Origin of the sequence: Pseudomonas sp. BF-RE-22, from assembly GCF_019956155.1 — a bacterium.
Lineage (GTDB): Bacteria > Pseudomonadota > Gammaproteobacteria > Pseudomonadales > Pseudomonadaceae > Aquipseudomonas > Aquipseudomonas migulae.
The window spans coordinates 391,312-411,436 of record NZ_JAHBDD010000011.1; the positions used below are offsets into that span (position 1 = coordinate 391,312).

A 20,125-nucleotide genomic window follows, 5' to 3' on the forward strand; every position below is an offset into this window, starting at 1 on the left:
TGCTTGTGTTCCCAATCATGCCGTGCGGCGCAGTATCAGCAGATGGCGTTGGCCTTGGCAACCAGGTACGGCCAGGGCGTGTTCGCTATCGAGGTGGAAGTCTGCCGGCAATGCTACCAGCTCATCGGCCGGATGAACGCCCTTCATTGCCAGCCAACGTGTATCGGCATCGCCAAGGTGGCGCGTCCAGTTGCTGAAGTTCTCCATGCTGCTGAACGCCCGGGAAATGATCCCGTTGAAAGGCTGTGCAGGCTGGAAGGCTTCGACGCGACTGTGGATAACTTGCAGGTTATCCAGTTTGAGTTCGAGTTTGACCTGGGTCAGGAAGCGGGTTTTCTTGCCGTTACTGTCCAGGCAGGTCACTTGGGACTCTGGAAACAGGATTGCAAGCGGAATGCCCGGCATGCCGCCGCCGCTGCCAACGTCCAGCCAGCGACCGTTTTCGATGAACGACATCACGCTCAAACTATCGAGCAGGTGACGCGAGACCATTTCGTCCGGATCGCGCACGGCGGTCAGGTTGTAGGCCTTGTTCCATTTGATCAACAGGGCCAGATAACCCAACAACTGTGCGTGCTGGGTTTCGGTCAATGTGACACCGAGCTGGCGAGCACCTGTGGATAACTCTTCGGCGTGTTGCGAGGTGACCAACGAACTCAAGCGCTTTGCTCCAACTGACGGCCCGCGCCGCGTTTTTTCAAATGAATCATCAACAGCGAAATGGCTGCCGGTGTGACACCCGGAATGCGTGACGCCTGGCCCAGTGTTTCTGGACGGGTCGCACCGAGCTTGCTCTGGATCTCTTTGGAGAGACCGGAAATGTTCGTGTAATCGATATCCACAGGCAGTTTCGTGTCTTCGCTCGCCCGCAGTCGTGCGATTTCATCCTGTTGACGATCAATGTAACCGGCGTATTTGGTCTTGATTTCGACCTGCTCGGCGACTTGTGGATCTTCTGCGCCCCCGCCAGTCACGGCGATCAGACCAGCGTAGTCGATTTCCGGACGGCTCAAGAGGTTGAGCAGGTTGTATTCGTGAGTCAGCGGCGTGCCGAATTTTTCGGATATCGCATCGCCCTGCGCGGTGCCGGGGCGAACCCAGGTACTTTTCAGGCGCTGCTCTTCCAGCGTGATGCTTTCGCGTTTGGTGCAGAACGCCGCCCAACGCGCGTCATCCACCAGACCCAGCTCGCGACCTTTTTCGGTCAGGCGCAGGTCCGCGTTGTCTTCACGTAGGATCAGACGGTACTCGGCGCGGGATGTGAACATCCGGTACGGCTCTTGAGTTCCAAGGGTAATCAGGTCGTCAACCAACACGCCGATGTACGCCTCGTCGCGACGCGGGCACCAGGCGTCTTTGCCTTGCGCACGCAGTGCAGCGTTGGCCCCGGCCAGCAAACCCTGGGCGCCGGCTTCTTCGTATCCGGTGGTGCCATTGATTTGCCCGGCGAAAAACAGACCGCCGATGACTTTGGTTTCCAGGCTGTACTTCAGGTCACGCGGATCGAAATAGTCGTACTCGATGGCGTAGCCCGGACGCACGATGTGCGCGTTTTCCATGCCGCGAATCGATTGCACGATCTGCAATTGCACGTCGAACGGCAGGGATGTGGATATCCCGTTCGGGTACAGCTCGTGAGTGGTCAAACCTTCCGGTTCGATGAAGACCTGGTGGCTTTCCTTGTCAGCAAAGCGGTGGATCTTGTCTTCGATCGACGGGCAGTAACGCGGGCCGATACCTTCGATCAACCCCGCATCGGAATACATCGGCGAACGGTCGAGGTTCGCTGCGATGATTTCGTGGGTCCGGGCGTTGGTGTGGGTAATCCAGCAGCTGACCTGTTTCGGATGCTGCTCTTTGGAACCCATGAACGACATCACCGGGATCGGCGTATCACCGGCTTGCTCGGTCATCACCGAGAAATCCACAGACCGACCGTCGATACGCGGCGGCGTACCGGTTTTCAATCGGCCAACACGCAGTGGCAATTCGCGCAGACGGTGAGCCAGGGCGATCGACGGCGGATCACCGGCACGACCGCCGGAATAATTCTGCATTCCGATGTGGATAAGTCCACCGAGGAAGGTGCCAGTGGTCAACACCACGGAGTCAGCGAAGAAACGCAGGCCCATTTGGGTGACAACACCACGCACTTGTTCCTGTTCAACGATCAGGTCATCAGCGGCTTGTTGAAATATCCACAGGTTCGGCTGGTTTTCCAATGCTTCGCGGACAGCGGCCTTGTACAGAACCCGGTCTGCCTGGGCGCGGGTTGCACGCACGGCCGGGCCTTTGCGGCTGTTCAACACACGAAACTGAATGCCGCCTTTATCGGTAGCCATGGCCATCGCGCCGCCGAGGGCATCGATTTCTTTTACCAAGTGGCTTTTGCCGATCCCGCCGATGGCCGGGTTGCAACTCATGGCACCGAGGGTTTCCACGTTATGCGTCAGCAACAGGGTTTTTGCCCCCATACGTGCTGAGGCCAGTGCTGCCTCGGTACCGGCATGACCGCCGCCGATGACGATCACTTCAAAACGGGAAGGGAAATCCACCACGCACCTCGTGCCTGCTTAAGTAGGTAATTCAGGAATAGTTTGAGCTCAGGTTTTTGGACCTGGTCGACAAGTATAGGGACTTCGCCCTTCCTAAAGAACCCTTTGCACAAAATTTAACCAGCTGTGGAGAAGTCGGGGTTATAGAAATTAAAAAGAAAGAAATTTATTAAATCTTTGTTTTTATGTTTATTTCTACTGAACACCATTTCTGTGGATAGATTCGTACAGCCCTTTGTTTTCAATATGTACAGAGAATCAAAACCCTGTGGTCATGTGCCAATGAGGCCCTTGGATAACCGGTGTAAGCCTGTGGATGAAAGGGGTGGTTATCCACAGAGGCGGTTATCTTCAGTTTTGAGGCCCTGTTATCAACTGCCCTTAGCGGCAGTTATTCACAGGGCTTAATCCACAGAAAAGCAGCGATTGATCAAATCCCGGGCGCAGAAAATCCGCCCAGGCAGAAAGAATCTGCTCGGCACTGGAGGCAATTCAGGAAAAGGGGGAGAACAGACAGGCGCGAATGGCCTGTCTGTGGACAACGATAGGGCTATTTGCCGATACAGAAACTGGAAAAGATCCGTCCCAGCAGGTCATCGGAGCTGAATGCACCGGTGATCTCGCCCAAGGCATGTTGAGCCTGGCGCAAATCTTCGGCCAGTAGCTCACCGGCACCCGCCAGCGTCAGCTGCGCACGGCCGTGCTCGAGGGACGCACTGGCATGACGCAACGCCTCAAGGTGACGCCTGCGAGCACTGAAGCTGCTTTCCGACGTCTGCTCATAGCCCATGCAGGCCTTGAGATGATCACGCAGCAGTTCCAGGCCTTCGCCAGCCGACTTGGCACTCAGGCTGATGGTCACATGGCCATCCTCACTGACTTCCAGGGCAATCGCTTCGCCCGTGAGGTCGGCCTTGTTACGGATCAACGTGACTTTTGCCGGATCCGGGCGGGTTTCCAGGAACTCTGGCCACAACGCAAACGGATCAAGCGCTTCCGGTGCAGTGGCATCGACCACCAACAGCACTCGATCAGCTTCGCTAATGGCTTTCAACGCCCGTTCAACACCGATTTTTTCCACATGGTCATCGGTATCTCGCAGACCAGCGGTATCTACCACGTGAAGCGGCATGCCATCGATGTGGATATGTTCGCGCAAAATGTCACGGGTGGTGCCGGCAATCTCGGTCACGATCGCTGCTTCACGACCCGCCAGTGCGTTGAGCAAACTGGATTTACCGGCATTTGGCCGACCGGCGATCACCACCGTCATGCCGTCACGCAGCAACGCACCCTGCCCGGCTTCGCGCAGCACGGTGGATAACTCTTCCCTGACTTTGTCGAGCATGCTCAGTACATGGCCATCGGCAAGGAAGTCGATTTCTTCTTCCGGGAAGTCGATGGCCGCTTCTACGTAAATCCGCAGGCCGATCAGTTGCTCGGTGAGGTTATGCACACGATCGGAAAATGCCCCCTGCAAGGAGCGCAATGCATTGCGGGCGGCCTGTGCAGAACTGGCCTCGATCAGGTCGGCGATTGCTTCGGCCTGTGCCAGATCGAGTTTGTCATTGAGGAACGCACGCTCACTGAATTCACCTGGTCGTGCCAGACGGCACCCCAGTTCAAGGCATCGCTTGAGCAGCATGTCGAGAACAATCGGGCCGCCATGACCCTGGAGTTCCAGCACATCTTCGCCGGTGAACGAGTTCGGGCCCGGAAAATACAAGGCAATGCCCTGGTCCAGCACCTCTTCGTTTTGATCGAAAAACGGGCCGTAGTGGGCGAATCGCGGCTTGAGTTCACGACCGCTGAAGGCCTTGGCCGCAACGCTCGCCAGCGGCCCGGAAATACGGACGATGCCTACGCCGCCACGACCTTGAGCGGTGGCGACGGCGGCGATGGTTTCACGAGGAGCGCTCATAAACCGGTATCCAGACAAAAGTGACAGATAGCAAAACGCCCCACTAGGGGGCGTTTTGAGTGGTTATCCACAGTGTAAATCAGGCAGCTGCTTTAGTAGCCGCTTCGATTTTACGAGTGATGTACCACTGTTGGGCGATGGACAGGCAGTTGTTCACTACCCAGTACAGCACCAGACCAGCCGGGAACCACAGGAAGAAGAAGGTGAAGATGATTGGCATCAGCTTCATCACCTTGGCCTGCATCGGATCCGGAGGAGTCGGGTTCAACTGCTGCTGGATGAACATGGTTGCACCCATGATGATCGGCAGAATGAAGAACGGATCCTTGATCGACAGGTCAGTAATCCACAGCATGAACGGCGCTTGGCGCATTTCAACGCTTTCCAGCAGAACCCAGTACAGCGAGAGGAAAACCGGCATCTGCACGAGGATTGGCAAGCAACCACCCAGCGGATTGATCTTCTCTTTCTTGTACAGCTCCATCATGGCTTGCGACATTTTCTGCCGGTCATCGCCATGTTGCTCTTTCAGCGCGGCCAGTTTCGGTGCCACTGCGCGCATGCGGGCCATGGATTTGTAGCTGGCTGCCGACAGCGGGAAGAAAATCCCTTTGATCAGCATGGTCAGGAAGATGATCGACCAGCCCCAGTTACCGACCAGCGCGTGGATGTGTTGCAGCAGCCAGAAGATTGGCTGGGCAATGAACCACAGAATGCCGTAGTCGACGGTCAGTTCCAGACCTGGGGACAACTCTTTCAGCACAGCCTGGCTTTTCGGACCGGCGTACAGAACAGCGCTGGTTTCGGCTTTCGCACCTGGCGCAACAGTCATTGCCGGGGCGGTGTAGCCGATGATGTAGTTGCCTTTGCTGTCTTTACGGGTCTGGACGACGTTGTTTTCGCCCTTCGCCGGAATCCATGCGGTCACGAAGTAGTGTTGCAACCAGGCAACCCAACCACCGTTCACGGTTTCTTTCAGCTGAGCCTTGTCCATGTCCTTCATCGACACTTTCTTGTACGGCTCGTTACTTGTCCACAGGGCAGCGCCCAGGTAAGTCGCGGTGCCGGTGGCGGTGCTGGAAGAAGGATCGGAGCTGGCGTCGCGCTTCAGTTGGGCGAACATTGCACCCGACCAAGGCTTGGCGCTTTCGTTGTCGATCACGTAGGAAACGGTTACGTCATACAGGCCACGTTTCAGTGTGAAACGCTTGATGTAGTTGACGCCGTCCTTGCTGAACTTCAGGTCTACAACCAATTGGTTCTGACCGTCGGCCAGTTGGTAGATCTTCTTCTCGGAGGAGTAAACCGGACGACCGGCAGGACTTGCGTCCGGACCATCGGTACCGATCAGACCGCTTTGAGCCAGATAAGTCCGCTCGTTGCCGTTATCGAACAACTGGAATGGAATTTCCGGATGGTCCTGGCGACGTGGATACAGCGGCAGCGTCAACTGTGCAACATCGCCACCTTGTGGATCGATAGCCAGGTTGAGCACATCCGTTTTGATCTGGATGAGGTCTTTGCTTGCAGCTACTGGTGTTTCAGCAGGTGCAGTGGCACTGGTATCGCTTGCGGCGCGCGGAATGTCGTCACTGACAGAAGCATTATTGCCAGTCGCCGTATCCGGTAGGCCCGGTGCGGAAGTACTGGAAGCAACATTCTGAGTCGGCAGGGCAGCCTGGCCATAGTCCTGGTTCCATTTAAGAACCATAACGTAGGACACGATTGCCAGGGCGACGATCAGGATCGTGCGTTTGATATCCATGATTACTCGGCCATCGAAGAAGAACGGGAGGTAGGGATAGGTGGAACCGGGTCATAACCACCGGGATTCCACGGATGACAGCGACCTAAACGACGAAAGGTCAGCCAGCCACCGCGCAGAAGGCCATGATTTTCTATGGCTTCTAACGCGTAGCAGGAACAACTGGGGTAGAAACGACAGTGACTGGCCATCAGAGGACTAATGGCATAGCGATAAAACTGGATCGGAACGAGTGCCAGTTTACGCATCGGGACTGTCTACCCCTACAGTTTCGGTTTTGACTGCTGGTACCGGCGTGCTGCGTGCCAGACGCTTCCAGAGTTTGCCGAAATGCTGAATCAATTCGGGGTTTTCTACGTCACCCAAACCTTTGCGCGCGACGATAACGATATCCCAGCCGACCAGTGAATCCTGGTTCAGACGGAACGATTCGCGCATCAGACGTTTGAGGCGATTGCGCTCGACGGAGAGCTTTACGCTCTTTTTCCCGATAACCAGCCCGAGACGGGGGTGATCAAGATCGTTGTTGCGCGCAAGGAGCAGGAGATTTTTCCCCGGAACCTTGCCGGTAGGGGAGTCAAAGACTGCCTTGAAATGCCGGGGAGTAAGCAGACGCTTTTCCCGACTGAAGTCCTGACTCACCTCCAGTGCCGGCTTATCAAACTGCCAGACGCGCACGACCTTTGGCGCGACGACGCGACAGAACGGCACGACCGTTCTTGGTAGCCATGCGAGCACGGAAACCGTGGGTACGAGCGCGTTTGATAGTGCTTGGTTGGAAAGTACGTTTCATTGTCGTGTTACCTGGTTCGTCCACAACGGGCCGGAATGGCCCCCGTTTTAAGAGACCGGGGATTCTAGAGAAAGCAAGCCTCTAGGTCAATTTCCAACCAACGTTTCCTTATAAATAGATCTCCAGACGTTTTGCTCGTCTTCACCTCCAGTCAAATATAAAAATAAAGAAGGAAAGTATTTAAAGCTTTTCTGTAAAGCTTATAAAAGCTAGGACACCGATCATCTGTGGATAACTACCTTCAGGCCTTCTATCCCGTGATGTACAGAGAATGACAACTACGGTGGAAAACGGTGGTCAGCCTGTGCTGCGCTGTCGGATAAGCTGTGTGTGAAAGGGGCTGTTATCCACAGGCAGGTTATCCACCGAGTTTCGCCCCCACTTGTGCAACGACCTCAAGGGCGGTTATCCACAGAGCTTATGCACAGACCACTGGTCGTCTTTTTTACCTATAAAACGTTGATTCTTCTTGGTCAGTGACCCACCTACGTGTGGATAAGTCGGCGTCTGGTCGCTACAATGGCCGCTTGTTTTTGCCTCACCGGCTTTCAACTTAGGGGATATCCGTGTCAGTGGAACTTTGGCAGCAGTGCGTGGAGCTTTTGCGCGATGAGCTGCCTGCCCAACAATTCAACACTTGGATCCGTCCACTACAGGTCGAAGCCGAAGGCGACGAGTTGCGTGTCTACGCACCGAATCGTTTTGTTCTCGACTGGGTCAACGAAAAGTACCTGGGCCGCGTCCTTGAACTGCTGGATGAGCATGGCAATGGCATGGCGCCGGCGCTTTCCTTATTAATAGGCAGCAAACGCAGTTCGGCTCCACGGGCTGCCCCGAATGCTCCACTGGCTGCCGCCGCGTCTCAGGCACAGGCGGCTCAAGCGCCTGTCAGTGCTCCGGCACCTGCCCCGACGGCCACACCGACCAAGCGTTCGACCCAGAAAGTTGCCGAAGTCAGTGAAGAGCCATCGCGCGACAGCTTCGATCCGATGGCCGGCGCCAGTTCTCAACAGGCCCCGGTGCGTTCCGAGCAGCGCACGGTGCAGGTAGAAGGTGCGCTCAAGCACACCAGTTACCTGAACCGCACTTTCACCTTCGAGAACTTCGTCGAAGGTAAGTCCAACCAACTGGCCCGGGCTGCGGCCTGGCAGGTGGCGGACAACCCCAAGCACGGTTACAACCCGCTCTTCCTTTATGGCGGTGTTGGCTTGGGTAAAACTCACTTGATGCACGCTGTGGGTAACCATCTATTAAAGAAGAACCCGAATGCCAAGGTCGTGTACCTGCATTCGGAGCGTTTCGTGGCCGATATGGTCAAGGCTCTGCAACTGAACGCGATCAACGAGTTCAAGCGCTTCTACCGTTCGGTGGACGCATTGCTGATCGATGACATTCAGTTCTTCGCCCGCAAGGAACGTTCGCAGGAAGAGTTTTTCCACACCTTCAACGCCCTGCTCGAAGGTGGCCAGCAGGTCATTCTCACCAGTGACCGCTACCCTAAAGAAATCGAAGGCCTTGAAGAGCGCCTCAAATCCCGCTTCGGCTGGGGCCTGACGGTAGCCGTCGAGCCGCCGGAGCTGGAAACCCGTGTCGCGATCCTGATGAAAAAGGCCGACCAGGCCAAAGTCGATCTGCCCCACGACGCGGCGTTCTTCATCGCCCAGCGTATTCGCTCCAACGTCCGTGAGCTGGAAGGTGCGCTTAAACGCGTAATCGCCCACTCGCACTTCATGGGCCGCGATATCACCATCGAGCTGATTCGCGAATCCCTGAAAGATCTGTTGGCGCTGCAAGACAAACTGGTCTCTGTGGATAACATTCAGCGCACCGTCGCCGAGTACTACAAGATCAAGATTTCCGACCTGCTGTCCAAGCGTCGTTCACGCTCGGTCGCTCGTCCGCGTCAGGTTGCCATGGCGTTGTCCAAAGAGTTGACTAACCACAGCCTGCCGGAAATCGGCGATGTGTTTGGCGGCCGCGACCACACGACTGTTTTGCACGCCTGCCGCAAGATCAACGAACTTAAGGAATCCGACGCGGACATCCGCGAGGACTACAAGAACCTGCTGCGTACTCTGACAACTTGATGAACACCAGCGCAGCTTATTAAGGCAAGGGACTAGACCATGCATTTCACCATTCAACGCGAAGCCCTGTTGAAACCCCTGCAACTGGTCGCAGGCGTCGTCGAGCGCCGACAGACCTTGCCGGTGCTCTCCAACGTGCTGCTGGTTGTCGAAGGCCAGCAACTGTCGCTGACCGGTACCGACCTGGAAGTCGAGCTGGTCGGTCGTGTACAACTCGAAGAACCGGCTGACCCGGGTTCCATCACTGTGCCTGCGCGCAAGCTGATGGACATCTGCAAAAGCCTGCCGAACGACGTGCTGATCGACATCAAGGTCGACGAGCAGAAGCTGGTGGTGAAGGCTGGCCGTAGCCGCTTCACCCTGTCGACCCTGCCGGCGAACGATTTCCCGACCGTTGAAGAAGGCCCGGGTTCGCTGACTTGCAGCCTTGAGCAAAGCAAACTGCGTCGTCTGATTGAACGCACCAGCTTCGCCATGGCCCAGCAGGATGTGCGTTATTACCTGAACGGCATGTTGCTGGAAGTCTCGGCCGGGATCATCCGCGCCGTGGCCACCGACGGTCACCGTCTGGCCATGTGCTCGATGCAGGCCGACATCGGTCAGCCGGATCGCCACCAGGTCATCGTGCCGCGCAAGGGTATCCTTGAGCTGGCGCGCCTGCTGACCGAGCCGGACGGCAATGTCAGCATCGTCCTGGGTCAGCATCACATCCGCGCCACCACGGGCGAGTTCACCTTCACCTCTAAACTGGTCGACGGTAAATTCCCGGACTATGAGCGTGTTCTGCCGAAGGGCGGCGATAAACTGGTGCTCGGCGATCGTCAGGCGTTGCGTGAAGCTTTCAGCCGTACCGCGATTCTGTCCAACGAGAAGTACCGCGGTATCCGTCTGCAACTGGCCAGCGGTCAGTTGAAGATCCAGGCCAACAACCCGGAGCAGGAAGAAGCGGAAGAAGAAGTGGGCGTTGAGTACAACGGCGGCAATCTGGAAATCGGCTTCAACGTGAGCTACTTGCTCGACGTGCTGGGCGTGATGACCACTGAGCAGGTTCGCCTGATCCTGTCCGACTCCAACAGCAGTGCGCTGGTGCAAGAGTCCGACAACGATGACTCGGCCTACGTTGTCATGCCGATGCGTCTGTAATCATGCTCAGCAGAAGCTAGATGTCATTAAGTCGCGTCTCGGTCACCGCGGTGCGCAATCTGCACCCGGTGACCTTCTCCCCCTCCCCCCGAATCAACATTCTTTACGGCGCCAACGGCAGCGGCAAAACCAGTGTTCTGGAAGCCATTCACCTGCTGGGGCTTGCCCGTTCGTTTCGTAGTACCCGCCTTTTGCCGGTTATTCAGTACGAGCAATTGGCCTGTACCGTATTCGGTCAGGTTGAGTTGGCTGAGGGCGGGCATAGCGCACTGGGGATATCACGGGATCGCCAAGGCGAGTTCCAGATCCGTATTGACGGGCAGAACGCGCGCAGTGCGGCACAACTGGCGGAGATCCTGCCGCTGCAACTGATCAACCCTGATAGCTTCCGCCTGCTTGAAGGCGCACCGAAGATTCGCCGGCAGTTTCTCGACTGGGGCGTGTTCCACGTGGAACCGCGGTTCATGTCTACCTGGCAGCGCTTGCAGAAGGCCCTGCGCCAGAGAAACTCTTGGCTGCGGCATGGTACACTTGACGCCGTTTCGCAAGCGGTTTGGGACAGGGAACTGTGCCAGGCCAGCGCTGAAATTGATGAATACCGCCGTGCCTATATCAAAGCCTTGAAACCAGTCTTTGAACAGACCTTGAGCGAACTGGTTGAGCTTGAAGGTTTGACGCTCAGCTATTACCGAGGCTGGGACAAAGACCGCGAATTGAGTGCAGTGCTCGCTGGGTCCGTTCAGCGAGACCAGCAGATGGGTCATACCCAGGCCGGACCACAACGCGCTGATTTGCGCCTCAGATTGGGCGCACATAACGCCGCGGACATCTTGTCCCGCGGTCAGCAGAAGTTGGTGGTCTGTGCATTGCGGATTGCCCAAGGGCACCTGGTCAGCCAGGCCCGACGCGGCCAGTGTATTTATCTGGTGGATGACTTGCCGTCCGAACTGGACGAGCAGCACCGCCGCGCGCTTTGCCGCTTGTTGGAAGACTTACGCTGCCAGGTGTTTATCACCTGTGTAGATCACGAATTATTGAGGGAAGGCTGGCAGACGGAAACGCCAGTCGCTCTGTTCCACGTGGAACAGGGCCGTATCACCCAGACCCACGACCATCGGGAGTGAAGGCATTGAGCGAAGAAAATACGTACGACTCAACGAGCATTAAAGTGCTGAAAGGCCTGGATGCCGTACGCAAACGTCCCGGTATGTACATTGGTGACACCGACGATGGCAGCGGTCTGCACCACATGGTGTTCGAGGTGGTCGATAACTCGATCGACGAAGCTTTGGCCGGCCATTGCGACGACATCAGCATCATCATCCACCCGGACGAATCCATCACCGTTCGCGACAACGGTCGTGGTATCCCGGTAGACGTACACAAAGAAGAAGGCGTCTCGGCAGCCGAGGTCATCATGACCGTGCTGCACGCCGGCGGTAAGTTCGACGACAACTCCTACAAAGTATCCGGCGGTCTGCACGGTGTAGGTGTTTCGGTAGTGAACGCACTGTCCAAGGAACTGGTCCTGACCGTTCGCCGCAGCGGCAAGATCTGGGAACAGACTTACGTCCATGGCGTCCCGCAAGAGCCGATGAAAATCGTTGGTGAGAGCGAAACCACGGGCACCCAGATTCACTTCAAGCCATCGGCTGAAACCTTCAAGAACATCCACTTCAGCTGGGACATCCTGGCCAAGCGGATTCGTGAACTGTCCTTCCTCAACTCCGGTGTCGGCATCGTCCTCAAGGATGAGCGCAGCGGCAAGGAAGAGCTGTTCAAGTACGAAGGCGGCCTGCGTGCGTTCGTTGAATACCTGAACACCAACAAGACTGCGGTCAACCAGGTGTTCCACTTCAACATCCAGCGTGAAGACGGCATCGGCGTGGAAATCGCCCTGCAGTGGAACGACAGCTTCAACGAGAACCTGTTGTGCTTCACCAACAACATCCCGCAGCGTGATGGCGGTACTCACCTGGTGGGTTTCCGTTCCGCACTGACGCGTAACCTGAACACCTACATCGAAGCTGAAGGCCTGGCCAAGAAGCACAAGGTTGCCACCACCGGTGATGACGCCCGTGAAGGCTTGACCGCGATCATCTCGGTGAAGGTGCCGGATCCGAAGTTCAGCTCCCAGACCAAAGACAAGCTGGTTTCTTCCGAAGTGAAGACCGCGGTCGAACAGGAAATGGGCAAGTACTTCTCCGACTTCCTGCTGGAAAACCCGAACGAAGCCAAACTGGTCGTCGGCAAGATGATCGACGCGGCACGTGCGCGTGAAGCAGCACGTAAGGCCCGTGAGATGACCCGCCGCAAAGGTGCGCTGGACATCGCCGGCCTGCCGGGTAAACTGGCTGACTGCCAGGAAAAAGACCCTGCCCTTTCCGAACTGTACCTCGTGGAAGGTGACTCTGCTGGCGGCTCCGCCAAGCAGGGGCGTAACCGTAAAACCCAGGCCATCCTGCCGTTGAAGGGCAAGATCCTCAACGTCGAGAAGGCGCGCTTCGACAAGATGATCTCTTCGCAAGAAGTGGGCACCTTGATCACCGCACTGGGCTGCGGTATCGGTCGTGACGAATACAACATCGACAAGCTGCGCTACCACAACATCATCATCATGACCGATGCTGACGTCGACGGTTCGCACATCCGTACGCTGCTGCTGACGTTCTTCTTCCGTCAGCTGCCAGAGCTGATCGAGCGTGGCTACATCTACATCGCTCAGCCACCGCTGTACAAGGTCAAGAAAGGCAAGCAAGAGCAATACATCAAAGACGACGACGCCATGGAAGAGTACATGACGCAGTCGGCCCTGGAAGATGCGAGCCTGCACCTGAACGAGGAAGCCCCGGGTATCTCCGGCGAAGCTCTCGAGCGCTTGGTGAACGACTTCCGTCTGGTGATGAAGACCCTCAAGCGTCTGTCGCGCCTGTACCCTCAGGAACTGACCGAGCACTTCATCTACCTGCCAGCGGTGAGCATGGAGCAACTGTCCGATCACGCAGCGATGCAAGATTGGCTGGCCAAGTATGAAGTCCGTCTGCGCACCGTCGAGAAGTCCGGCCTGGTCTACAAGGCCAGCCTGCGTGAAGACCGTGAGCGTAACGTCTGGCTGCCAGAGGTCGAACTGATCTCTCACGGCCTGTCGAACTACGTCACGTTCAACCGCGACTTCTTCGGCAGCAACGATTACAGGACTGTCGTATCCCTGGGCGCTCAGCTGAGCACCCTGCTGGACGACGGCGCGTACATCCAGCGTGGCGAACGCAGGAAGCCGGTCACCGAGTTCAAGGAAGCCCTTGAATGGCTGATGGCTGAAAGCACCAAGCGTCACACCATCCAGCGATACAAAGGTCTGGGTGAGATGAATCCGGATCAGCTGTGGGAAACCACCATGGACCCAAGCCAGCGCCGGATGCTCAAAGTGACCATCGAAGACGCCATTGGCGCGGACCAGATCTTCAACACCCTGATGGGTGATGCGGTCGAACCTCGTCGTGACTTCATCGAAAGCAATGCCTTGGCGGTTTCCAACCTGGACTTCTGATCCAGCGGTTCTGCCAAAAATAAAAAAAGGCCAGCGCAATGCGCTGGCCTTTTTGTTTTTGAATGGCTCTGATTACAGTCACATCGTGGTGTTGTTCAGCGATTGAAGTACAGTAATCGAAGGCATAAAAAAACCGGCTATATCAGCCGGTTTTTTTACGTCCGAAAAAAACTTATGCACCTTTTTCCATATTTTATGAGCTTAGGAAATATGTATATAAATCATAAGCCTACAAACTAAATACGCTACTTTTCAGCGAAACGGTACACAGGTTATCCACAGAATCTCAGACAGCCATCTGATCATTGGCAGCCGGCGCTTGCGGAGCGGGTGGGAGCGAGCCCATTTCCCGTTGCATCTGCTCGTTCCAGGCCTGAACCCGGTCATTGAGGTTAGCAATCGCACGGGGCCCGCTGCCTTCGGCGTACATCGGCTCGCCGATGATCACAGTGATGACGCCCTGCTTCTTGGCCCAACCGGTTTTCGGCCAGAACTTGCCGGCATTGTGCGCAATCGGCAGCACCGGAAGTTCGGCGTTGACGGCTAACGCCGTACCACCTCGTGAGAATTTTCCGATGGTGCCGTAAGGGACCCGCGTTCCTTCAGGGAATATCAGTACCCAGACGCCATCCTTCAGCAGTTCATCGCCCTGCTTCGCTACATGTTTGAGCGCGGCCTTCGGATTATCGCGATCGATGGCGATCGGCCGCAGCATGGCCATGGCCCAACCGAAGAACGGTACAAACAGCAATGAACGCTTCAGTACCTGGCTCAACGGCTCGAAATAGGCCGAGAGGAAGAACGTCTCCCAGGTGCTCTGGTGGTTCGACTGAATCACGCAGGGCTGGTCTGGCACGTTCTCGGCACCTTTCACTTCGTAGCTGATGCCCAGAAAGACTTTGCTCAGCCACAAGGCGCAACGGCACCAGTACACGTTGATAAAACGATAGCGCGCCTTGAACGGCAGAAAAGGCGCGATAAAAAAGCTCAGGCTGCACCAAAGCAAGGAACTGGTGCCCAGCAGCAGGTAAAAGAGGAAGGTTCTGATGGCCTGCAATATCGACATGGCGACGTTTACCGTGCGGGCTCTGCCCGTCTATATAAAGCGCACTCCCGATCAATCCTTGGTCAGGAATCTCGAAAACGCTCTAATTGTGGATAAGTTCTGCGGCAATCGCCGCGAGATCGTCAAAAATCAAAGTGCCTACCGGTAGGGTTTTGCCCAAAGTCTTTTCGCCTTTCCCGGTCTTTACCAAAACTGGCTGAGAATCGACGGCTTTGGCGGCTTCCAGGTCACCAAGACTGTCGCCGACGAACCATAGATTAGTCAGCGATACGTTGTAATGCGTGGCGATGGTTTTCAGCATCCCGGGTTTTGGCTTGCGGCAATCGCAGCCTTCGTCCGGCCCGTGCGGGCAATAGACGATCAGCCCGACTTCACCGCCCTGCTCCGCCACCAACGAGCGCAAGCGCTCGTGCATGGCGTCCAGGGTGGCGACGTCGTAATAGCCGCGAGCGATGCCGGACTGGTTGGTAGCGACTGCTACCGTCCAGCCGGCCTTGCTCAACTGCGCGATGGCTTCGATCGAACCGGGGAGCGGTTTCCACTCCTCCACCGACTTGATGTAAGCGTCGGAGTCGTAATTGATCACCCCGTCCCGATCGAGAATCAGCAGTTTCAAACAGTCTTACCCCAGCAACGAAATATCGGCGACGCCGAGGAACAAGCCACGCAGACGCGCGAGCAGCGCATAGCGGTTGGCACGGACCTTGGCATCTTCAGCGTTGACCATGACGGCTTCGAAGAAAGCATCCACAGGCTCGCGCAAGGCTGCCAGACGTGCCAGCGATTCGCTGTACTGACGCGCAGCTGCCATCGGTTGAACCGCTTGGTCCGCCTGCTGAATCGCCGAGTACAGGGAGAATTCGTTGGCGTTGTCGAAGTACTTGGCTTCAACGACTGTAGGAACAGAACCTTCGACCTTGCTCAGCAAGTTCGAAACGCGCTTGTTCACTGCAGCGAGGGCCGCCGCTTCAGGCAATTTGCGGAACGCTTCCACCGCTTGTACGCGCTGATCGAAGTCCAGCGCAGAACCTGGTTTCAGGGCACGAACCGACAGGTAAGTCGCCACGTCCACGCCTTCATCTTCGTAACGGGCACGCAGACGGTCGAACACGAATTCCAGTACCGAGTCGGCCAGGCCAGCAGCCTTGACCTTGGCGCCGAACGCATTCACGGCAAAGGCCACGGCGTCGTTCAGGTCGAGGTCGAGCTTCTTGTCGATCAGGATGCGCAATACGCCCAGTGCAGCACGGCGCAGGGCATACGGGTCTTTGCTACCGGTTGGCAGCATACCGATCCCGAAGATACCGACCAGCGTGTCGAGTTTGTCAGCGATGGCCACGGCCGCACCGGTCAGGGTGGTCGGCAGTTCAGCACCGGCACCGCGCGGCATGTATTGCTCGTTCAGCGCCAGCGCGACTTCTTCCGGCTCGCCATCGTTCAGGGCGTAGTAGTAACCGGCGACGCCTTGCATCTCCGGGAACTCACCGACCATCTCGGTCGCCAGGTCGCACTTGGACAGCAGGCCGGCACGGGAAGCCCATGCCGCGTTGCCGCCAATGCGTTGCGCGATGAACGCAGCAAGCTTGGATACGCGCTCGGCCTTGTCGTAGACGCTGCCGAGTTTTTCCTGGAACACCACGTTTTGCAGGCGCAGGTTGAAGTCTTCGAGTTTCTGCTTCTTGTCTTGCTTGAAGAAGAACTCGGCGTCGGTCAGGCGTGGGCGAACCACTTTCTCGTTACCGGCGATGATTTGCTGCGGGTCTTTGCTTTCGATGTTGGCCACGGTAATGAAACGTGGCAGCAACTTGCCGTCGGCATCCAGCAGGCAGAAATACTTCTGGTTGTCCTGCATGGTGGTAATCAGTGCTTCTTGCGGCACGTCGAGGAAACGCTCTTCGAACGAGCACACCAGCGGCACCGGCCATTCAACCAGCGCGGTCACTTCGTCGAGCAGGGCTGGCGGAACGATCGCCGTGCCTTCCTGCATCGTCGCCAGTTCTTCGGTGCGCTTGCTGATAATCGCGCGACGTTCGTTGGCGTCGGCCAGAACGTAAGCGGCACGCAAGTCGGTCAGGTAGTTGGCCGGCGAGGTGATGCGTACGCTTTCAGGGTGATGGAAGCGGTGACCACGGGAATCGCGGCCGGCCTTCTGGGCGAGGATCGTGCAATCGATGACCTGGTCACCGAGCAGCATGACCAGCCATTGGGTCGGACGAACGAATTCTTCCTTGCGCGCGCCCCAGCGCATGCGCTTCGGGATCGGCAGGTCATTCAGGGAATCTTCGACGATGGTCGGCAGCAGGCTCGCGGTCGGCTTGCCGGCGATGCTCTGGCTGTAACGCAGTTTCGGACCGCTCTGATCGATTTCGCTCAGCTCTACGCCGCACTTCTTGGCGAAACCCAGTGCCGCTTGAGTCGGGTTGCCTTCGGCATCGAACGCCGCCTGACGTGGCGGGCCGTCGAGGTTGATGCTGCGATCCGGTTGCTGGGTAGCCAGCGCGGTGATCAGCACAGCCAGACGACGCGGCGCGGCGTAGACGGTTTTGGTCTCGTAGTTCAGGCCAGCGGCTTGCAGGCCTTTGTCGATACCGGCCAGGAACGCTTCGGCCAAGGTGTTCAGGGCCTTGGGTGGCAGTTCTTCGGTGCCCAGTTCAACCAGGAAATCTTGAGCACTCATTGTGCAGCCTCCAGCTTGGCCAGTACTTCGTCACGCAGGTCCGGGGTCGCCATCGGGAAGCCCAGCTTGGCGCGAGCCAGCAAGTAGGCTTGCGCAACGGAACGCGCCAGGGTGCGCACACGCAGAATGTATTGCTGACGCGCAGTCACCGAGATCGCCCGGCGCGCATCCAGCAGGTTGAAGGTATGGGACGCCTTCAACACCATTTCGTAGCTCGGCAACGGCAGCGGCTGGTCGAGTTCGATCAGGCGCTTGGCTTCGCTTTCGTAGAAGTCGAACAGTTCGAACAGCTTCTCGACGTTGGCGTGTTCGAAGTTGTAGGTCGACTGCTCCACTTCGTTCTGGTGGAACACGTCGCCGTAGGTCACTTTGCCGAACGGACCGTCAGCCCAGACCAGGTCGTAGACCGAGTCCACGCCTTGCAGGTACATGGCCAGACGCTCGAGGCCGTAAGTGATCTCGCCGGTTACCGGGTAGCACTCGATGCCGCCCGCCTGCTGGAAGTAAGTGAACTGCGTCACTTCCATGCCGTTGAGCCAGACTTCCCAGCCCAGACCCCAGGCGCCCAGGGTCGGCGATTCCCAGTTGTCTTCGACGAAGCGAATGTCGTGGACCAGCGGGTCCAGGCCGACATGCTTGAGGGAGCCCAGGTACAGTTCCTGGAAGTTGTCCGGGTTCGGCTTCAGGACTACCTGGAACTGATAGTAGTGCTGCAGGCGGTTCGGGTTTTCGCCGTAGCGGCCGTCAGTCGGGCGACGACTGGGCTGCACATAAGCGGCGTTCCAGGTTTCCGGGCCGATGGCGCGCAGAAACGTGGCAGTGTGGAAAGTCCCGGCGCCTACTTCCATATCGTAGGGCTGAAGTACCACGCAACCTTGCTCGGCCCAGTATTGCTGGAGGGCGAGGATCAAGTCTTGGAAGGTACGCACGGCTGGCGTAGGCTGGCTCACGAAATTCACCTGTTTCTTGGGCTGCGATTTAAAGAGCGGGAGTATACCCGATTCATTGCTGCGCACGCCCCCTGGAGCCTTATGCCACGCTGCTTTTGGTGTTCCGAAGATCCGCTGTACATGGCTTATCACGACCAGGAGTGGGGCACGCCGCTACGCGATGCGCAGGGATTGTTCGAGTTGCTTTTGCTCGAAGGGTTCCAGGCCGGCCTTTCCTGGATCACCGTGTTGCGTAAACGCGAGCGATATCGCGAGGTGCTGTTCGGCTTCGATGTACAGCGCGTGGCGCAAATGAGCGACGCCGAAATCGATGAATTGATGCTCGATCCCGGGATCATCCGCAATCGCCTCAAACTCAACGCTGCCCGGCGCAATGCCCAGGCCTGGCTGGCGCTGGAAGATCCGGTCGAGTTTCTCTGGTCTTTCGTCGGCGGTAAGCCTGTGATCAATCATTTCAAGGATCGCACCGAAGTCCCGGCGGTCACGCCGGTCGCCGTGGAGATGAGCAAAGGCCTGAAAAAAGCCGGTTTCACCTTCGTCGGCCCGACTATTTGCTACGCGCTGATGCAGGCCTCGGGGATGGTCATGGACCACACCAAGGATTGCGATCGCTACGCGACCTTGTCGATCGGCGGTTAGAATAGCCGCCTCGCGCACAGCACAAGATCAGGAGTGACCTGTGGATAAGTTGAAAGGCGCCTTGCTGGTAGGCGCTCTGCGGCTGTTTGCCCTGCTTCCCTGGCGAGCAGTGCAGACGGTTGGCTCGGCCATCGGCTGGGTAATGTGGAAAACCCCTAACCGTTCCCGCGACGTGGTGCGGATCAATCTGGCCAAGTGTTTTCCGGAGATGGACCCTGCCGAGCGCGAGCGTCTGGTCGGCCAGAGCCTGAAAGACATCGGCAAATCACTGACCGAAAGTGCCTGCGCGTGGATCTGGCCGGCGCAGCGTTCCATCGATCTGGTGCGCGAAGTCGAAGGGCTCGACGTCTTGAAAGACGCCCTCGCCTCCGGCAAAGGTGTGGTCGGCATCACCAGCCACCTCGGCAACTGGGAAGTGTTGAACCACTTCTATTGCAGCCAGTGCAAACCGATCATTTTCTATCGTCCGCCAAAGCTCAAGGCTGTGGATGAATTGCTGCGCAAGCAGCGGGTGCAACTGGGTAACAGGGTCGCCGCCTCTACCAAGGAAGGCATCCTCAGCGTCATCAAGGAAGTGCGCAAAGGTGGTGCAGTGGGCATTCCCGCTGACCCGGAACCGGCCGAATCCGCCGGGATCTTCGTGCCGTTCTTCGCTACTCAGGCACTCACCAGCAAGTTTGTGCCGAACATGCTCGCTGGCGGCAAGGCGGTTGGCGTGTTCCTTCACGCGCTGCGGTTACCGGACGGTTCGGGCTACAAAGTGATCCTCGAAGCGGCGCCAGAGGCCATGTACAGCACTGATACCGAGACGTCCTGCGCAGCCATGAGCAAGGTGGTCGAGCGCTATGTGCGTGCTTATCCGAGCCAGTACATGTGGAGCATGAAGCGCTTCAAGAAGCGGCCGCCGGGTGAAGAGCGCTGGTATTGAGTTGATTGGCATGATCTGTGGATAACTTGAACCTGTAGGAGCGAGGCTTGCCCG

Annotated in this window: 17 protein-coding genes; 6 read left to right on the forward strand and 11 right to left on the reverse strand. The window is 57.3% G+C overall.

Features of this window, described 5'->3' with window-relative positions; all coding sequences use genetic code 11:
• Nucleotides 1-15 precede the first annotated feature (15 nt).
• The 7 genes from rsmG to rpmH form a co-directional block, all read right to left on the reverse strand.
• A complete protein-coding gene (gene rsmG, locus KGA82_RS08360; protein ID WP_007948096.1) occupies nucleotides 16-660 on the reverse strand; it encodes a 16S rRNA (guanine(527)-N(7))-methyltransferase RsmG in 645 nt (214 codons plus the stop codon).
• Nucleotides 657-2,555, reverse strand: coding sequence for a tRNA uridine-5-carboxymethylaminomethyl(34) synthesis enzyme MnmG (mnmG, locus tag KGA82_RS08365; RefSeq protein ID WP_223450108.1), 1,899 nt, complete (start codon nucleotides 2,553-2,555; stop codon nucleotides 657-659). Before mnmG ends, rsmG begins: the two co-directional genes overlap by 4 nt.
• A gap of 550 nt (nucleotides 2,556-3,105) precedes the next feature.
• A complete protein-coding gene (mnmE, locus tag KGA82_RS08370; RefSeq protein WP_192228145.1) occupies nucleotides 3,106-4,476 on the reverse strand; it encodes a tRNA uridine-5-carboxymethylaminomethyl(34) synthesis GTPase MnmE in 1,371 nt (456 codons plus the stop codon).
• Between the two features lie 79 nt (nucleotides 4,477-4,555).
• A complete protein-coding gene (gene yidC, locus KGA82_RS08375; RefSeq protein WP_192228144.1) occupies nucleotides 4,556-6,241 on the reverse strand; it encodes a membrane protein insertase YidC in 1,686 nt (561 codons plus the stop codon).
• Between the two features lie 2 nt (nucleotides 6,242-6,243).
• The gene (gene yidD, locus KGA82_RS08380; RefSeq protein WP_010207715.1) at nucleotides 6,244-6,489 is read right to left on the reverse strand and encodes a membrane protein insertion efficiency factor YidD; all 246 of its coding nucleotides are present in this window, start codon (nucleotides 6,487-6,489) and stop codon (nucleotides 6,244-6,246) included.
• Nucleotides 6,482-6,883 carry a ribonuclease P protein component gene (gene rnpA, locus KGA82_RS08385; RefSeq protein WP_028620331.1) on the reverse strand — a complete coding sequence of 134 codons (402 nt, stop codon included), beginning with the start codon at nucleotides 6,881-6,883 and terminating at the stop codon, nucleotides 6,482-6,484. Before rnpA ends, yidD begins: the two co-directional genes overlap by 8 nt.
• Nucleotides 6,884-6,899: 16 nt before the next feature.
• Entirely contained in the window at nucleotides 6,900-7,034 is a 135-nt protein-coding gene (gene rpmH, locus KGA82_RS08390) for a 50S ribosomal protein L34 (RefSeq protein WP_003213577.1), read from the reverse strand.
• A gap of 566 nt (nucleotides 7,035-7,600) precedes the next feature.
• On the opposite strand from rpmH, the gene dnaA reads away from it, so the two are divergent.
• The 4 genes from dnaA to gyrB are packed head-to-tail and all read left to right on the forward strand — an operon-like array spanning nucleotide 7,601 to nucleotide 13,811.
• Nucleotides 7,601-9,121 carry a chromosomal replication initiator protein DnaA gene (dnaA, locus tag KGA82_RS08395; protein ID WP_008027554.1) on the forward strand — a complete coding sequence of 507 codons (1,521 nt, stop codon included), beginning with the start codon at nucleotides 7,601-7,603 and terminating at the stop codon, nucleotides 9,119-9,121.
• Nucleotides 9,122-9,160: 39 nt separating this feature from the next.
• Nucleotides 9,161-10,264, forward strand: a complete 1,104-nt coding sequence (gene dnaN / locus KGA82_RS08400; protein ID WP_223450109.1) for a DNA polymerase III subunit beta — start codon at nucleotides 9,161-9,163, stop codon at nucleotides 10,262-10,264.
• A gap of 20 nt (nucleotides 10,265-10,284) precedes the next feature.
• On the forward strand, nucleotides 10,285-11,388 hold the full coding sequence (gene recF, locus KGA82_RS08405) for a DNA replication/repair protein RecF (protein WP_008041454.1): 1,104 nt from the start codon (nucleotides 10,285-10,287) through the stop codon (nucleotides 11,386-11,388).
• Between the two features lie 5 nt (nucleotides 11,389-11,393).
• The gene (gyrB, locus tag KGA82_RS08410) at nucleotides 11,394-13,811 is read left to right on the forward strand and encodes a DNA topoisomerase (ATP-hydrolyzing) subunit B (RefSeq protein WP_192228142.1); all 2,418 of its coding nucleotides are present in this window, start codon (nucleotides 11,394-11,396) and stop codon (nucleotides 13,809-13,811) included.
• Nucleotides 13,812-14,097: 286 nt separating this feature from the next.
• Here the strand turns inward: gyrB and KGA82_RS08415 are convergent, their stop codons facing one another.
• The 4 genes from KGA82_RS08415 to glyQ form a co-directional block, all read right to left on the reverse strand.
• On the reverse strand, nucleotides 14,098-14,877 hold the full coding sequence (locus KGA82_RS08415) for a lysophospholipid acyltransferase family protein (protein WP_008027562.1): 780 nt from the start codon (nucleotides 14,875-14,877) through the stop codon (nucleotides 14,098-14,100).
• A gap of 82 nt (nucleotides 14,878-14,959) precedes the next feature.
• The gene (gene gmhB, locus KGA82_RS08420; protein WP_008027564.1) at nucleotides 14,960-15,493 is read right to left on the reverse strand and encodes a D-glycero-beta-D-manno-heptose 1,7-bisphosphate 7-phosphatase; all 534 of its coding nucleotides are present in this window, start codon (nucleotides 15,491-15,493) and stop codon (nucleotides 14,960-14,962) included.
• Between the two features lie 6 nt (nucleotides 15,494-15,499).
• Nucleotides 15,500-17,554, reverse strand: coding sequence for a glycine--tRNA ligase subunit beta (gene glyS, locus KGA82_RS08425; protein ID WP_008041461.1), 2,055 nt, complete (start codon nucleotides 17,552-17,554; stop codon nucleotides 15,500-15,502).
• Nucleotides 17,551-18,504 carry a glycine--tRNA ligase subunit alpha gene (glyQ, locus tag KGA82_RS08430; protein WP_003213601.1) on the reverse strand — a complete coding sequence of 318 codons (954 nt, stop codon included), beginning with the start codon at nucleotides 18,502-18,504 and terminating at the stop codon, nucleotides 17,551-17,553. Before glyQ ends, glyS begins: the two co-directional genes overlap by 4 nt.
• An 81-nt stretch (nucleotides 18,505-18,585) precedes the next feature.
• Between glyQ and tag the strand changes: the two genes are divergently transcribed.
• A complete protein-coding gene (gene tag, locus KGA82_RS08435; RefSeq protein WP_008041464.1) occupies nucleotides 18,586-19,143 on the forward strand; it encodes a DNA-3-methyladenine glycosylase I in 558 nt (185 codons plus the stop codon).
• A gap of 40 nt (nucleotides 19,144-19,183) precedes the next feature.
• Entirely contained in the window at nucleotides 19,184-20,071 is an 888-nt protein-coding gene (locus tag KGA82_RS08440) for a lysophospholipid acyltransferase (protein ID WP_008027572.1), read from the forward strand.
• Nucleotides 20,072-20,125: the final 54 nt, after the last annotated feature.

Coding starts and splice junctions, on each gene's coding strand:
- rpmH (WP_003213577.1), bottom strand. CDS start 7,034: ATGAAACGTACTTTCCAACCAAGCACTATCAAACGCGCTCGTACCCAC.
- glyS (WP_008041461.1), bottom strand. CDS start 17,554: ATGAGTGCTCAAGATTTCCTGGTTGAACTGGGCACCGAAGAACTGCCA.
- KGA82_RS08415 (WP_008027562.1), bottom strand. CDS start 14,877: ATGTCGATATTGCAGGCCATCAGAACCTTCCTCTTTTACCTGCTGCTG.
- dnaN (WP_223450109.1), top strand. CDS start 9,161: ATGCATTTCACCATTCAACGCGAAGCCCTGTTGAAACCCCTGCAACTG.
- mnmE (WP_192228145.1), bottom strand. CDS start 4,476: ATGAGCGCTCCTCGTGAAACCATCGCCGCCGTCGCCACCGCTCAAGGT.
- yidD (WP_010207715.1), bottom strand. CDS start 6,489: ATGCGTAAACTGGCACTCGTTCCGATCCAGTTTTATCGCTATGCCATT.
- tag (WP_008041464.1), top strand. CDS start 18,586: ATGCCACGCTGCTTTTGGTGTTCCGAAGATCCGCTGTACATGGCTTAT.
- recF (WP_008041454.1), top strand. CDS start 10,285: ATGTCATTAAGTCGCGTCTCGGTCACCGCGGTGCGCAATCTGCACCCG.
- yidC (WP_192228144.1), bottom strand. CDS start 6,241: ATGGATATCAAACGCACGATCCTGATCGTCGCCCTGGCAATCGTGTCC.